The organism is Exiguobacterium sp. s35 (assembly GCF_018617535.1).
Taxonomy (GTDB): domain Bacteria; phylum Bacillota; class Bacilli; order Exiguobacteriales; family Exiguobacteriaceae; genus Exiguobacterium; species Exiguobacterium aestuarii.
In genome coordinates this window covers 785,815-800,444 of sequence record NZ_JACSKI010000001.1, presented here as the reverse complement: position 1 = coordinate 800,444, position 14,630 = coordinate 785,815, and the positions used below count along the sequence as shown (strand labels likewise).

14 protein-coding genes and 2 riboswitches are annotated in these 14,630 nt (G+C 47.6%); of the genes, 10 read left to right on the top strand and 4 right to left on the bottom strand.

Annotation, left to right across the window (positions count from 1 at the left end; translation table 11 throughout):
• Positions 1-44: 44 nt before the first annotated feature.
• Together KNO75_RS04125 and KNO75_RS04120 are read right to left on the bottom strand one after the other, a co-directional pair.
• Positions 45-1,289: an MDR family MFS transporter gene (locus tag KNO75_RS04125; RefSeq protein ID WP_214819961.1), complete on the bottom strand. Its 1,245-nt coding sequence runs from the start codon at positions 1,287-1,289 to the stop codon at positions 45-47.
• A gap of 268 nt (positions 1,290-1,557) precedes the next feature.
• Complete coding sequence (locus KNO75_RS04120) at positions 1,558-2,658, bottom strand: AI-2E family transporter (protein WP_214692476.1); 1,101 nt, start codon at positions 2,656-2,658, stop codon at positions 1,558-1,560.
• A 158-nt stretch (positions 2,659-2,816) separates the two neighbouring features.
• Positions 2,817-2,916: riboswitch (SAM riboswitch) on the top strand.
• A gap of 78 nt (positions 2,917-2,994) precedes the next feature.
• On the opposite strand from KNO75_RS04120, the gene KNO75_RS04115 reads away from it, so the two are divergent.
• The 5 genes from KNO75_RS04115 (at position 2,995) to KNO75_RS04095 (ending at position 7,903) form a co-directional block, all read left to right on the top strand.
• Positions 2,995-4,170: an aminotransferase class I/II-fold pyridoxal phosphate-dependent enzyme gene (locus KNO75_RS04115; protein WP_214819959.1), complete on the top strand. Its 1,176-nt coding sequence runs from the start codon at positions 2,995-2,997 to the stop codon at positions 4,168-4,170.
• Positions 4,167-5,183: an iron-containing alcohol dehydrogenase gene (locus tag KNO75_RS04110; protein WP_214819957.1), complete on the top strand. Its 1,017-nt coding sequence runs from the start codon at positions 4,167-4,169 to the stop codon at positions 5,181-5,183. Before KNO75_RS04115 ends, KNO75_RS04110 begins: the two co-directional genes overlap by 4 nt.
• Before the next feature lie 41 nt (positions 5,184-5,224).
• Positions 5,225-5,328: riboswitch (SAM riboswitch) on the top strand.
• Positions 5,329-5,401: 73 nt separating this feature from the next.
• Positions 5,402-6,223: a MetQ/NlpA family ABC transporter substrate-binding protein gene (locus KNO75_RS04105; protein ID WP_214794947.1), complete on the top strand. Its 822-nt coding sequence runs from the start codon at positions 5,402-5,404 to the stop codon at positions 6,221-6,223.
• Positions 6,224-6,234: 11 nt separating this feature from the next.
• The gene (locus KNO75_RS04100) at positions 6,235-7,269 is read left to right on the top strand and encodes a methionine ABC transporter ATP-binding protein (RefSeq protein WP_214819956.1); all 1,035 of its coding nucleotides are present in this window, start codon (positions 6,235-6,237) and stop codon (positions 7,267-7,269) included.
• Complete coding sequence (locus KNO75_RS04095; RefSeq protein ID WP_214794951.1) at positions 7,241-7,903, top strand: methionine ABC transporter permease; 663 nt, start codon at positions 7,241-7,243, stop codon at positions 7,901-7,903. Before KNO75_RS04100 ends, KNO75_RS04095 begins: the two co-directional genes overlap by 29 nt.
• 30 nt (positions 7,904-7,933) lie before the next feature.
• Here the strand turns inward: KNO75_RS04095 and KNO75_RS04090 are convergent, their stop codons facing one another.
• Positions 7,934-8,329, bottom strand: coding sequence for a Spx/MgsR family RNA polymerase-binding regulatory protein (locus KNO75_RS04090; RefSeq protein ID WP_214692466.1), 396 nt, complete (start codon positions 8,327-8,329; stop codon positions 7,934-7,936).
• A gap of 161 nt (positions 8,330-8,490) precedes the next feature.
• Between KNO75_RS04090 and KNO75_RS04085 the strand changes: the two genes are divergently transcribed.
• The 4 genes from KNO75_RS04085 to KNO75_RS15080 all read left to right on the top strand — a co-directional run bounded on the left by KNO75_RS04085 (position 8,491) and on the right by KNO75_RS15080 (position 12,615).
• Positions 8,491-8,874 (top strand): DUF302 domain-containing protein, encoded by a 384-nt coding sequence (locus KNO75_RS04085; protein ID WP_214819954.1) that lies wholly within the window; start codon positions 8,491-8,493, stop codon positions 8,872-8,874.
• Between the two features lie 99 nt (positions 8,875-8,973).
• Complete coding sequence (locus tag KNO75_RS04080; RefSeq protein ID WP_214819951.1) at positions 8,974-10,269, top strand: hypothetical protein; 1,296 nt, start codon at positions 8,974-8,976, stop codon at positions 10,267-10,269.
• Positions 10,266-11,552, top strand: coding sequence for a hypothetical protein (locus tag KNO75_RS04075; RefSeq protein ID WP_214819949.1), 1,287 nt, complete (start codon positions 10,266-10,268; stop codon positions 11,550-11,552). The genes KNO75_RS04080 and KNO75_RS04075 overlap by 4 nt, the downstream gene beginning before the upstream one ends.
• A 157-nt stretch (positions 11,553-11,709) precedes the next feature.
• Complete coding sequence (locus KNO75_RS15080) at positions 11,710-12,615, top strand: methyl-accepting chemotaxis protein (RefSeq protein WP_214819947.1); 906 nt, start codon at positions 11,710-11,712, stop codon at positions 12,613-12,615.
• Between the two features lie 21 nt (positions 12,616-12,636).
• Here KNO75_RS15080 and KNO75_RS04065 read toward each other — a convergent pair whose 3' ends face one another.
• Complete coding sequence (locus KNO75_RS04065) at positions 12,637-13,290, bottom strand: M48 family metallopeptidase (RefSeq protein ID WP_214819945.1); 654 nt, start codon at positions 13,288-13,290, stop codon at positions 12,637-12,639.
• Positions 13,291-13,405: 115 nt separating this feature from the next.
• Between KNO75_RS04065 and KNO75_RS04060 the strand changes: the two genes are divergently transcribed.
• On the top strand, positions 13,406-14,578 hold the full coding sequence (locus tag KNO75_RS04060) for a MalY/PatB family protein (RefSeq protein ID WP_214819943.1): 1,173 nt from the start codon (positions 13,406-13,408) through the stop codon (positions 14,576-14,578).
• Positions 14,579-14,630 lie beyond the last annotated feature (52 nt).

Here is a 14,630-nt window from a genome sequence, read left to right as displayed (position 1 = left end):
AAAAGACCACACTTCCATGAGCAGAGAGTGTGGTCGATGAGTGATTACGCTGTCTTTTGTTTTGCTTCCGTTGCCTGGACATGACGTCCGAGTTGCCAGTAAATAATGCCAGATAGGCAACTTGCGCCGCCGATCAAAATCAGTGCGATATGCCCGGCACGATTATCGAAGAAGACGCTTGCGATAATCGGTGCCGTCACACCGCCAATTAGCCATTGAACACTTGCAGCCCCATTATAGGCACCGCGCATATTCTCTGGAGCGATTAAGGCGATGAACGTCTGTTGGACAGGCGACATAATCATCTCGCCAAGTGTGTAAAACGCGTAGACGGCGAGTAAGATACCAACGAGTGGAAGGTAAGGAACATCAAGTGCGTACAAAGCCCTAGGGACGATGGCGAGTAAAATCATCCCGATTCCGAAGACGGTCGCTCCGGCAAGCATGACTTTCCCAAACGGTTTATTCCCGAGCTTCGAAGCGATTGGAAACTGGAAGAGGACGACCATGATTCCATTAAGTGCCAACAGGTATGGGAATGGGTTCTGTTGTGCGGTGTATGTCGGGAGCGACTCTTTCAAAAAGAGCGGTAACATGCTCTCGACGACCGAGAATCCCATTGATATGAATATACCCGCAAAGATGAAGATCAGAAACACGCGGTCATTATAAAATACGCGCAACACCTCCCGGTTGCTCGGGGTCTCATCTTCTGTGAACTCCGGCAATGATTCGCGAATGAAGTAGCCGAGCGCGAGGGCATAAAGACCGAAGATGAACGCCGCTGCAAAGAAAATCAGCTCGCGGTCGATGAACAGTACCGCACTCCCGAGGAGAGGTCCAAACGCAGCACCGATGTTATGCCCCATCCGTAATAGGCCGAATGCTTCGTTCATATGCTCGGGTTCTGTGACGTCAGCAACCATCGCACTAGCAGCGGGATGGAATAGTGAGTTAGTCAAACCGAGCATCGCATTTAGTAACAATAATGGCCAAAACGAATCCGCGAACGCAAAACCAATGAGGGCAAGCGCGTCACCGATGATGGCAATCATCATGATCGGTTTTCGCCCGTAGAGATCGGCGAGTCGGCCGCCAATCATCGAGCCGAGGAGCGCCATGATTGGTCCAGTCGCCATAATGATTCCGACTTGAAGGTAGCTATCTAACTGGTCGCTATAATAAAGGACTAAGAATGGGGCGATCATGAACATCATGATTCCCGTAATCGTCTCCCCTAAGAAACGAATCCAAATATTGCGGTCAAGCCGTTTGAGTGATTGAAACATACAGGTCACCTGCTTTATTTAATTTTAGACACAAAAGGGACGTCATATGCATAAAGGCATACGACGTCCCACGTTGTTTATGCATGCCTCGATAGGCAGGCGTCTTAGATCTGTTTCAATCGAAGAGGTGCCTGCCAATCAGTATGAACTTGAGTGAATGGTTTCGAAGATACTACTGACATGGGAACCTCTCCTTTCTGTTAATTGTGTTCTTCTCTTCAACTGTATGACACATTTCATGAATATGTCAACAGAATCATGAAGGGATTTAAAGTAACTCATTCAAATTTTTACGATTCAAACGATAGTCAATGAGTCTAGACAAGACGACTTGAATCATCGCGGTGATAGGGACACTCACGAACATGCCGACGAGACCGAACAGGCTGCCCCCGATAATGATGGACGTGATGACCCAAAATGGCGTGATCCCGACACTGTCACCAAGAATTTTCGGACCGAGCCACAATCCATCGAATTGTTGCAACAAGAAGATGAACAAGAGCACCAATACGGCGGTGAACGGGTCATAGAAGTATGTGATGATGAACGCAGGAATCATCCCAAGTAGTGGACCGACATAGGGGATGAAGTTGAGGACGCCGACGATGACACCAAGGAGTAGCGCATATGGCGCCCCGATGATCAAAAGTCCGATGACAGCCAAAACACCGATGATGAGACAATCGAGTGACTTTCCGATGATGTATCGTTTAAAAATATAATCCATCTCCTGAAAGATATCGATGGTCGTCTTTGCAGTACCGACGGGTAAAAGCGCGTAGAGAAGGCGCTTGAACATACGAGCGAAGACTTCCTTGTCTTTCAAGAGATAAATTGAGATGACAATCCCAATCAAGAAGTTGATCAATGTCATCGTAAAACTTGAGACATAACCGACAGACGAGAGGACGGCTGTTTCGACCCATCCCGAGTAGCGGTCCTCGAAGCGCGCAAAATCAATCGCCTGGGCGATGGTAGCGTTATAGTCTTTCAAGTAATTGTTTACATCACCAAGAAACGCATCGATTTGACGGATATAGACCGGTAACTCTTCGATAAGTGATGAAAGACTCGAGTAAATCCGTGGGAACAAGGTGACGACCGAGATCGCTAAAATCCCGATAAACGTGATATAGACGATGAGTAGACCTTGATACCGCTTCAAATGGAACCGTTCCTCTATATAAGAGAGTACGGTGTTGAGTAGTAAAGCGATGGCAATCCCCATGATAATCGGGGTCAGTAACTGAAACGTGTACTGCAAAACACGTGAGATGGTATCCGGTTCACTGATGACACGCCATAAGACGAGTAAAATCAGACCGATCACACTGAGTTTCCAAATAAGTTGACGATTAAGCTCCAATGCTCTATCCCCTCATACAAATATAATTTTTCTACCCTTTTACTATGAATGTTTTTTGAAAAGGATTCAATAGATGTTCACCTTGAAAAAAATGTTTGACACCGTTGGAAATGTCTGGTTAACTTAGGGACATACTAAAAGTACATAGCGAATAACACTTTCTATCAAGAGAAGCGGAGGGACTGGCCCGATGAAGCTTCAGCAACAGATTGCAAAATACTGTGCTAATTCCAGCAAGGTGACCTTGAGAGATGGGAAGGTGGTTGACTACATACGTCTGTATTGAGCACCCCTTTCCTCAGAAAGGGGTGTTTTTTCGTATCAGGAGGAAGAATCATGGCAGACAGACGTTCACAATTATTAAAATCTTTACCAACCCAACACTTCGTCGGATTAGCAGAAGAGGTCGCGGCGGTAGAAGCTAGTGGAAAGACCGTTATCCGGCTCGGACAAGGGACGCCCGACTTACCGACTCCCGCTCCAATCTGTAAGGCGCTCGAACGTGCCATCACGGACCCGTCGACACACCAATACGGTCCGTTTCGCGGACAAGCGCGCTTAAAAGAAGCGGTCGCATCATTTTATTCTCGGGAATATGGTGTCGAACTCGACCCGGAACGGGAAGTCGCTATCTTGATTGGCAGTAAATCTGGTCTGATCACACTCCCACAATGCCTCCTCGAACCGGGTGACGGCATCCTACTGCCGAACCCAGGGTATCCGGACTATATCTCGGGGGCACGTCTTGCCGGTGCCGAGATCATCGATTTGACGTTAAAAGAAGAAAACGGCTTCCTTCCGGACTATTCGACACTCGATCCGCTTCACGCTCGACTCATGTATTTGAACTATCCGAGCAATCCGACGGGTGCTGTCGCAACACCGGCATTTTTTGAGGACACCGTCGCATTCGCCAAACAACATGATGTGATGGTCGTCCATGACTTTGCATATGGAAGCATCGGGTTCGATAGTCACGTTCCTCCGAGTTTCCTTCAAGCCGAAGGGGCGAAAGAAATTGGAATCGAAGTCTATACAATGTCGAAAGCATTCAATATGTCAGGATGGCGTGTCGCGTTCGCGGTCGGGAATGCTGACATTATCGAGGCAATCAACACCTATCAAGACCACGTCCATGTATCTGTCTTCTCGGCCATTCAAGAGGCGGCCATCGTGGCGCTCGAGTCACCTCGCGAACTCCGTGACGACCTCGCGTCGCTTTATGAAACAAGACGAAACCGACTGATTGACGGATTACGCCGTGCCGGGTGGGACATTGAGGCGCCGAAGGGTTCCTTCTTTGTATGGGCGAAAGTGCCTGAGGGAGATGCAAAATCTTTCTCGACAAAGTTACTCCACGAGGCGGGCGTCGCCGTCACACCAGGCTATTTCTTCGGAACAGAGGGGGAGCGCCACATCCGATTCGGTCTCGTATCGTCTGAACAGAAGATTGATGAAGCGGTAGAGCGGATCGAGAAATTGTTCGCGGCTTATGAGGAGGTTCATCTATGATTCGTCAGGCGGTACTTGAGTACGATCATTCGAAAGACGCACTTGAGAATCTTCCCGCGCGTATCGGGAAGCGGGAGGCGCTTGTCTTGAGAGGGGAGAGGGGGTATAGCAAGGCGGTGCGCGTGTCGCCTCGCCTCGCGGATCTCCCGAGCGTACGATTTACCGGAGAATGTTCAGACGAGGAAGTTGAACGGTTGAACGGTTATCGACCTGACGTATGGATTGCCGTTGGTGGCGGCAAATTGATTGATACAGCAAAACGAATCGCGGCTTCTCAGAGCGTACCGCTCATTGTCGTCCCAACACTCGTGTCAAACTGTGCCGCCTTCACACCGCTTAGCGTCATCTACACTGAGGAAGGGTCATATATCCGTTACGACACATTTCCGGTCGTCATCGAGCGCGTCATCGCGGATGAACGACTGTTACGTGATTCACCTTACGACTATTTCAAGGCTGGCGTGATCGATACGGTCGCAAAGTGGTACGAGGCCCGATATATTAGCGGAACGACATCAAGGGATGCAGGCATTCAGTCAGGGCTATCGCTCGCGGCACAGTGTGGCAAGTTGATGGACCTGTCGATCCGCGAACAGGATTTCCGTCGCTACGGCACGGACATCCGATATATCGTCGATCACGTCCTCGCAATCGGTGATGCGGTCGGTGGGTTTGGAGATGCCGGCACACGTGTTGCTGTCGCGCATGCCGTTCATAATGCGCTCAGTCGCTTTGACTCGACTCATCATTGGCTACACGGGGATAAGGTGGGGTTCGGATTGGTGGTTCAAGAGCGACTGGTAGCATCTGAGGACACCGTAATTCTCGAGAACTGGCTTCAATCCATCGGTGCACCAACTTCACTTGCGCAACTTGGTATTCGTTTTGATCAAATCGATGAATTAGTCACATTGATTCGTAAAGAAATCAAGATTCAAGGATTTCGTGATTTCGATGATTTAGAACGGTTAAAAGAAATTCTCATAAATCTTCAAGAAGTGGTTTACAAATAATGCTTTTATCAGTAATATAATAACAAAATAATAGAACCGATTGCTTATCAAGAGTGGTGGAGGGACTGGCCCGATGAAACCCGGCAACCAGATCAGTATGATCATGGTGCTAATTCCAACAGACGAGACGTCTGGGAGATGAGCGTGTCCGACTTTCACTTGTCGTGCCCGCCGCTCTTCGTGAGTAGCGGGCTTTTCATTTGGAGGAGGAACTATTCATGAATATCAAACAAAAAACACTTTTGGCAGGTACGTCATTCCTTGCAGCAATCGCACTTTCCGCGTGTGGACAATCCGAGGCGAGCGAGACGCTCAGCACGGAAGAACTGACGATCGGAGTGACCGGTGGCCCACACGAGCAGATTGCAGAGAAAGTGCAAGAACTCGCGAAAGAGGACGGGCTTGAAATCGACATTAAAGTATTCAATGATTACAACACACCGAACACTGCTCTCGACGAAGGCAGTCTCGACGTGAACAGTTATCAGACGCTCTCGTTCTTAGAACTTCAAAAATCAGATAAAGGCTACAAGATTGACGACGTATTCAAAACGGTCGCCTTCCCGATGGGGCTGTATTCTGAGAAGTTGAAGGATATCAAGGATTTAAAAGAAGGGGATAAAGTGGCTGTACCGAATGACCCGGCGAACGAACTTCGAGCGCTCCGTCTATACGAGACGGCTGGTCTCATCACATTGAAAGAAGGTCTGACGGATAAGGCGACGAAACGGGATATCGCCGAGAATCCACTCAACCTTGAATTTATCGAACTCGAAGCCTCACAGCTCCCGACACAGCTTCCAGAAGTGGCCCTTGCAGCAATCAATACGAACTTCGCGATGGGAGCTGGCCTTTCAATCAACGAAGACGCGCTTTTCCACGAAGACACGGTCGATAACCCGTACCCGAACTATGTCGTTGTCCGTTCAGCCAATAAAGAAGATGAAGTTGTCGAGACGTTGAAGTCATACTACCATTCGGATGAAGTACGTACTTTCATCGAAGAAGAATTCAATGGTTCTGTCGTACCAGCGTTCTGAGGAGGGATTCGATGATTGAACTGAAACACATCACAAAGCAATTTCACGTCAATGGAGATACGATTACCGCGCTCGAAGACGTCTCCCTCACAATCGAAAAGGGGGAGATTTTCGGCATCATCGGTCGAAGCGGTGCCGGTAAGAGCACACTCATCCGGATGATCAATCTATTGGAACGACCGACGACAGGTGTCGTTGAGATTGAGGGACAAGACATTACACAATTAAAGAAAAAAGAACTCTCTTCGCTACGTCAGCGAATCGGGATGATCTTTCAACATTACAACTTATTGAAGACTGCGACCGTTGAAGAAAATGTCGCCATCCCGCTCCGCCTCGAAGGGCTCGGGAAAGGAGTCATCCGTGAACGGGTCGACCGCTACCTCGACATCGTCGGTCTATCCGAACATCGGAACCATTACCCAGAACAATTATCAGGCGGACAAAAACAGCGCGTCGCCATTGCTCGTGCGCTCGCACATGAACCGGACATCCTCCTCAGTGACGAGTCGACGAGCGCGCTTGACCCTGAGACGACGGAATCTATTTTAGAGTTATTGCTCGAGATCAACCGAAAGCTCGGTTTGACGATTTTTCTCATCACGCATGAGATGGAAGTGATTGAGCGAATTTGTGACAGGGTTGCGGTGATCGATCACGGCGAAATCATCGAGCAAGGGAATGTGTTGGATGTCTTTTCAAATCCAAGACACGAAACGACGCAACGGTTCTTGAAGACGAACCTCGACGTCCCGGAAGAAGTCGTGTCGGAATTACAGACGCGTGGTACACTCGTCCATCTATCGTTCATCGGCAGTCAGACGGAACAGGCTGTGCTCGCCCAGTTGACGAAACGATTCGGCATCCTACCGAACATCATCGGAGGCGGGATCAAGAAATTGAAAGCGGGTCTTGTCGGAAATCTGCTCGTTCACCTTGATGGGGATCACGATCAAACAGAACTTGCTGTCCGTTATTTGATGACGAGCGGCGTAAACGTAAGGGAGGTGTCGAACCATGCAACAGTTCTGGACAGACTGGGGTGACCTGATTTGGACGGGGACGATTCAAACGTTGACGATGACAAGTATCGCGCTCCTTATCTCGACCTTGATCGGACTTCCGCTCGGGACGTTGCTCGTACTGACGAGACCGAACGGGCGTCTCGCGAACCGATTCGTTTATGGTGGATTGTCGAGCGTCATCAACGTCATCCGCTCGATTCCATTCATCATTCTATTGTTTTTCATCTTACCGTTCACACGGTTCATCATGGGCACGACCATCGGGGTACAAGGTGTGCTACTACCACTCATCGTCTTCACCGCGCCGTATATCGCTCGTCTCATGGAGTCTGCTCTTCTTGAAGTCGATCGCGGGGTCATCGAGGCATATGAGGCGATGGGGATCTCGACGAGAAAGATTATCTGGTACGTCCTCATTCGAGAGGCACGCTCTTCCATCGTTCTCGGATTGACGATCGCAACGATCGGTCTGATTGGCGCGACGGCCATGGCCGGTCTCGTCGGAGCCGGTGGGCTTGGAGATATCGCGTATCAATACGGGCACCTTCGTTTCGAACCAGAAGTCATGTATGTGACGATTTTTGTCCTGATCCTTCTCGTTCAATCGATCCAGTCATTCGGAAACCGATTGGCAGCCAAACTAAAACGAGCCTAAAAAAGAATCGTGTCGCTTTAGCGACACGATTTATGCGTTGTGGAGCAAGCGTTTTAATTCAGCGATGCGGTCATTTCGAGGAATAAACGTCCGAATCTCCTTTTCACTGAAACCTACTTGGATGCGATGATGGTCAAAGACGATAGGGCTTTTCAAAATTTGAGGGTTTGATGCGACAAAACTATATAGTTCACGAATCGACATCTCATCGAGTTTCTCTGCCGCTTGCTTATACACACTCTTTTGTACCGACAACAAGTCGGTCGTCCCATTCTCAGTCAGACTCAACATTTCTTTAAATTCACCAAAGGATAGGCCTTGGTCTGTCAATTTCTTTTCGATGAAGGGAATCTTTTGTTCCCGCAACCAATCAATCGTTTTTCTGGAAGAACTGCAGCTCGTATGCGTGAATACCGTGACCGTCACGACAACCACTTCTCCTTTACATCAGTTTGGTTCTAACTATTATCTCTCTTTATACGGTACGAACCGTGATTATGTTTCAAATCACATACAGTTTCTTTTTGATTGAAGACGACTTCGGACGGGTACAGGTTTCAAGAGCAACCACATAAGGAGGAATGAAGATGTTTGACTATACTGTACAGTCTGAACGTACCGTGGATGACGTCATCGACCGTCTAGGTGAAACGTTGAAAGAAGAATCGTTTGGCGTGCTATGGGATTTTGATTTGAGTGAAACGTTAGAGAAAAAGGGTCAAGCAATCGATGGGAAGTATCGCATCCTAGAAGTATGCAACCCGAAGGCGGCGAAAGAAGTGCTGTCGCAACATCTAGAAGGAGGTTACTTCCTTCCATGTAAAATCGCCGTGTTTGAAAAAGACAATCATACACATATTGGCATGCCTAAACCGACCACATTGATTCGTCTCATTGACGATGAATCGTTACAGGCCATCGCGGCAGACGTCGAATCTAGACTGCAACGTGCGATCGACCACTGTAAATAACTGAAGTACCATCCGCTCATGAAACTTGGGCGGATTTTTTTCGTATAGGACAGTTAGATAATGGTAAAATTGGAATATGATCAAAAGTGGAGGGATTGTATGTTCAAACGTGGTATGACAATCTTACTTGGCGCGTCCTTGTTAAGCGCATGTGGAGCATCTGACATAGAAGTCATTCAACTAGATTACATCGAGAAACAATGGAATGTCGAGAGTTATACGAAAGAAGGAGAAATCGTTCAAATCGACGAGACGAAAGAAGTACTCATGGCGTGTGAGGGTGAACGTACGACTGAACTAAAGGGAGATATCACTGTGTATCAGACAGTGTTTGCTGGGCGAAAGGGAGTCGTTCCATACATGGATCCGTACTCGATGAAGGTGGTTACCTATTTAGAGGGGGATGAACGATATGCGGTTTGTCGCGAAAGCTACACAAATCAGTTCGTAGCGCAAAAGATGGATTCATTCCCAACTTTCGTGAATACGAACGAAGGAATTGAAGTTCAACACTTACCAAGAGTCGAACAGGCGGCTACGATGGAACAGAATAACTTACTGAAGGCGGATTTTGCGGAGATTGATGGAAATAGAATCACGCCATTCTTACATACATTACTTGAAATTCAACCAGCTCTTTTTGGAGAACTCGAAATAGAACTTGGCGACAAGACAACCAGACATCCAATCGTTCAATTTGAACCGAGAGGAATCGAGATGCCTACTCCGCAGTTCGCCATCGGATATGATGAGAAAACGCTTCAGCCATATACCCTTTACTCATTTGATCGTCAATATTTCATGCAACGCTCTTTCAAATTTGCAGATATGGATGATTACGAGTCGATGGAAAATCAAGGATTTGAGGAGTTAAGCGTGGATACCATTGTCGAACCCGGAGAGTTAAAGGAAGGAGAAGCGGTTCCCTTATATTCATTCCACTACATAAAAGATGGAGAACCCGTGACTGAAACAATGACGATGCGCTATATTTCTGGAACTTTACTAAAGGAAGGCGAAGAACCTGCCTCTATTTATGAGGATTGGATGCATGATTCAGAAAAAGGACCGAGAGTCGTTGCGCACCGTAAACCGTTTGACGAGAATGCACTCACTTATCCTGATTTTATCGAAATCTCGACAGAAGAATCTGAACAAGTCATGGAAGTATTAAAGGAGGCAGAACCGGTCGGCCGTAAAGGTGAGCCTGCAGACTATCGATACTTGACGTTGACGGAAGGATGGAAAGGGCAAGAATTTGAAATTAGCTATAAACAGCGGTCAAAAAAACTTGATATCTATCTGACAGATCCGCTTCTCGATCAGACGTTTAAACTATCGAGCAAAGGAGCGGAAGTGTTCTTGGATATTTTCCCGGAGTACAAAGAGTCATGATGAAACGAATGCTATTCACGTTATGTGCAGTTGGAATTTTATCGGGTTGTGGTGGGGAAGAAGTGAGTGTCGTCAAACTTGAGCATATGCCAGCGCAATGGGATGTACGAGACATGAACTCGAACAGCTTTGATATCGGGCCGGAGACGTGGGCGAGCGATTTACTCCATGCATGTACCGATGACCCGATTCCCCAAATCAATGAAGACGTCACGGTCTATCATTCGTATGCATTGAACCGAAAAGCCATGATTTCGGACTACGATGCACATGCCTATAAGTTAGTGACGTATGTAAAAGGAGAGCAGAACTATGCCATTTGTCAGGATGGTTTTTCTCCAAAGATGAGAGTCGGACTGATTGAGGAACTCCCTTCGTTTGTTCAAGCATCAAAAGGCGTCACCATCCCAATCGTCCCGACTATCGGGATTGCAACGAGGGAGCAAGAAGAGAGTGTCAAGGGGAGCGATTATTCCGATATATTCGAAGTCCCTGTCCATCTAGTTGACGGAACGATGATTCAAGTGACCCCTTCCTTGAATGGAAGCATCACATTAACCATCGGAGAAGACGAAGGCATCTTTCCGCTCTCCATCATTGAACCTTACAACGCGCAAATGGGAGTTGTGACGATCGCACTCGGCTACGACGAGCAATCCCAAAAGGCTTATTTTTTTGCAGAGTCCGAAGGTGGGTTACTTTCCTACGATCCGGTTGTCACGATGACCGAAACCGATTATTTTCAACCAAAGCAATTTGAAGGGTTACAGGTCGAGCGGGTATTGCAGGCAGACTCGCTCGAACCCGGAGTCGAGACACCGCTCTACACGTTCTCTTTTGTGGAGAACGGAAAACGTGTGACGAAAGACGTCCTTATCACCTACACGGAACGCGAATTTGCGACGGCTAAATCGATTGAAGCAGACATCGAATCGAATCCTGCCGTACCAAGTGGTCCATTCGTTTTCGTCCATAAGACCCCTTTAAACGGAAAGGCAACGATTGATTATCCGAACGTGTTGCGCGCTGCAGGGATTGACATGTCTGATTTGATGGACGCCATCGATGGGGCAGAACCGATCAAGCGCTCAGAAGATGTAGAAGAGTATTCACTTCTTACCATCATCGACGGATGGGTCGGTCAGGAGTTTCAATTAAGCTTTAAGAAGCGCTCAAAAAAAGTGGATGTATACTTAACCGATACAAAGCAAAATCAGACGTTCAAATTGTCGAGTAAAGGTGCAGAGACGTTCTTCAGCTACTTTCCAGACCTAAAAGAGTAAAGGCGCCAGTTGGCGTCTTTTCATTTGGTAAATACTTCAAAATCAAGATATTGACCTTCTATACAAAAAGTAGGCAATGACAAATAGCTCAATACGTTACACTGAGATTCACGATTTAGTACGAATATCCTACGAAGAAGAAAGGTTGCTATAGTTGATGAGTACATTGAACCAGAAAGTAATTCATTCAGATGATGTATTTCGTACCATTGAGACGAATATGGCGATGATTCGATTTGATCGGCAACGCCGGGTCGTCGATGTGAACGATACGTTCGCAAAAGCGATGAAATATAGACGTGAAGAGATGATTGGCATGCAACACCATTTGTTCTGTCCTTCCTCTTTTGTGAATAGCCCGGAGTACACGGCGTTTTGGGAGAAATTATGGAGCGGATTCAGTTTCTCGGATAAAGTGGAGCGCGAAAACGCAAAAGGAGAGACGATTTGGCTCGAGGCAACGTATATGCCAATCTTTGAAGGGGATGACGTAATCGGTGTCGTCAAAATTGCATCGGATATCACAGAGCGTCAACAAGTCATTGAGGATTATGCATATCGTTTCAAATCGATGACCGATGTGCTCGACGAACGAGCGAAGACAGGCATGCAAGATACAAAAGTATTGAATGAAACGATTGAACGTCTTGCCAAAGATGCAGCGGAAAACCTTCACGCCCTTCAGAACTTGCGACGTCAAGCTGATGACATCGCTAAAATCGCCTTGTCCATCAAAGAGATCGCAGCACAAACGAATCTATTGTCTTTAAATGCCGCCATTGAAGCGGCCCGTGCTGGTGAACATGGGCTAGGATTCAATGTCGTGGCGACGGAAGTACGTAACTTGTCCCGAATGGTCGAACGAGCGGTCATCGACGTCAACTCGAACACGGAAGGGATGAACGTCGAGCTACGTAAGATTGTAGAAGGGGTCACCGCATCCAATCAAGAGATCCAGTTGAGCGCAAAGACGATGGAACAGACGATGGAGCGTTTCCATACGTTCGAGCAAGCGGCAGCCGAGTTACATGATACGGCTGACACGTTCACTTCCAACTTATGAACCGATTGACCCTTTGACGGGTCAGTCGGTTTTTTTGAGTTGCAACGTATGTCCGTTTTGCTTCAACCACGCCTTCGCATCATCCGTTTTAGGATAAACGGTTCGTAACGTATCCCAAAATGAGGCTGAGTGATCGAAATGGACGAGATGTGTCCATTCGTGAGCGATGACGTAATCCATCATCTCTTTCGGTGCCAGCATGAGGCGGACATTGATGGAGATAGTCCCAGTTGAACTACAGGATCCCCAGCGTGTCTTTTGGTGACCGATGCGAATCTTTTTTGCTTTAACTCCTAAAGACTGTTCGTAAATCGGTGCACGTTCAATCACATATTCACGTGCTCGTTCATGTAACCACGCTTCGTAGGATCTTATTAAGGTGGTCTCGTCCCAATCCCTCGGGACGAAAAAAGAGGAACCGTCATATCGGAGTGTCGTTCCATCATCTTTTTGGGTCGGATAATTTTTCCCATGAAAGACGAGCCCCTCATTGAGTACAGACGTCTGTTTCGGAAGGTTATGACATGTATGGCGAATCCATGTTGCGTGTTCTTCTAAAATCCAATCGACGACTCGTTTTGACAAACGCGCTGGGATGCGTAGCTCGATGCCATTAGGTGTGACATAAAATGCAGCTTTTTTCCTTCGTTTCTGTCTAACGATGTTGACGTTCATCCATAACCTCCTCTCCATATCTCGATTGAGTATATCGAAGTCAGCAAGAAACCGCCATGCTTTTTTGGCACGCAGTCGAACTAACTTTGATACAGTAAGGGAAGGAGGGATGAACATGAAATCAATTTTACAACAACAACTTGAACGTACAGGAACGAATTCGGTGAAGTGGGATGGGTTGGATCGTTGGTTCCATCTATCTGAAGATGTATTGCCACTCTGGGTGGCCGATATTGATATCCGTACTGCACCGTCTATTTCGGAGGCACTCGCCAAAAAAGCCGCTCAAGGAGAATTTGGATACACGTTGTTCGCGCCTGAAGCGCAGGAAGCGGTCCGCTCTTGGTACGGGCGACGTCACGATTTAGTTGTCGACCCGAAACATGTCTTGTTTTCAAGTGGGGTTGTTCCTGCGTTGACGCATATCGTTGAGGCACTGACTGAAGTCGGGGATGGTGTTGTCATTCAGTCACCTGTTTACCCACCGTTCCATGAACTCGTCGTCGGCTCGAAACGTCAGGTATTCGATGCACCGTTGAAAGAAAACGATGGACGGTACGAGATGGACTTTGTCGCTCTAGAAGAAGCGATGAAGCAAGCCTCTCTCTTCTTACTCTGTTCCCCACATAACCCGGTCGGACGTGTCTGGACGAGAACAGAACTCGAGAGAGTCGTGGAACTCGCAAATCGATATGATGTGATTGTCGTCGCAGATGAGATTCATGCGGATTTGACATTCCCATCCCAAAAACATACCGCAATCGGTTCGCTTGACCCTCGGATGATCACAGTTAGCGCACCTTCAAAAGCGTTTAACATCGCTGGGCTATTTGCCTCATATATCATTTGTCCGGTCGACGATTGGCGGAAGCAGATTACAAAAGTACAGAATAAACATCACGTTCTTCCGACACCGTTTGCGAATACGGCTATCGTTGCGGCCTATACCGATAAACGTGCGGAACAATGGCTCGATCAGTTACGCGAAGAACTTGAACAACAAATGAACGAGGTCATCGATTCAATCGAATCGAACCTGCCAATGCTCCGTACGGCGCGTCCTGAGGCGAGCTATTTATTGTGGATCGACTTTTCTAAGCTCCCGATGTCTGCCGAAGAGCGGAAGTCTTGGCTTCATCAAGACGTTCGAATCTTCCTATCCCCTGGAAGCCCGTTCGGTCCTCAAGGTGAGTCGTTTGAACGGATGAATATCGGGACACGTCGAGAATTGTTGGAGGAGGCGATTCATCGTCTGAGCGCCCAAATGGAACGAAAGGCGTTTGTGTAAAACGAGAATCGGGAAAAATTCACAGTGAGACGATGAGAGAAAGTGAGTGGAT

Coding starts and splice junctions, on each gene's coding strand:
- KNO75_RS04125 (WP_214819961.1), bottom strand. CDS start 1,289: ATGTTTCAATCACTCAAACGGCTTGACCGCAATATTTGGATTCGTTTC.
- KNO75_RS04115 (WP_214819959.1), top strand. CDS start 2,995: ATGGCAGACAGACGTTCACAATTATTAAAATCTTTACCAACCCAACAC.
- KNO75_RS04110 (WP_214819957.1), top strand. CDS start 4,167: ATGATTCGTCAGGCGGTACTTGAGTACGATCATTCGAAAGACGCACTT.
- KNO75_RS04105 (WP_214794947.1), top strand. CDS start 5,402: ATGAATATCAAACAAAAAACACTTTTGGCAGGTACGTCATTCCTTGCA.
- KNO75_RS04100 (WP_214819956.1), top strand. CDS start 6,235: ATGATTGAACTGAAACACATCACAAAGCAATTTCACGTCAATGGAGAT.
- KNO75_RS04095 (WP_214794951.1), top strand. CDS start 7,241: ATGCAACAGTTCTGGACAGACTGGGGTGACCTGATTTGGACGGGGACG.
- KNO75_RS04085 (WP_214819954.1), top strand. CDS start 8,491: ATGTTTGACTATACTGTACAGTCTGAACGTACCGTGGATGACGTCATC.
- KNO75_RS04080 (WP_214819951.1), top strand. CDS start 8,974: ATGTTCAAACGTGGTATGACAATCTTACTTGGCGCGTCCTTGTTAAGC.
- KNO75_RS04075 (WP_214819949.1), top strand. CDS start 10,266: ATGATGAAACGAATGCTATTCACGTTATGTGCAGTTGGAATTTTATCG.
- KNO75_RS15080 (WP_214819947.1), top strand. CDS start 11,710: ATGAGTACATTGAACCAGAAAGTAATTCATTCAGATGATGTATTTCGT.
- KNO75_RS04065 (WP_214819945.1), bottom strand. CDS start 13,290: ATGAACGTCAACATCGTTAGACAGAAACGAAGGAAAAAAGCTGCATTT.
- KNO75_RS04060 (WP_214819943.1), top strand. CDS start 13,406: ATGAAATCAATTTTACAACAACAACTTGAACGTACAGGAACGAATTCG.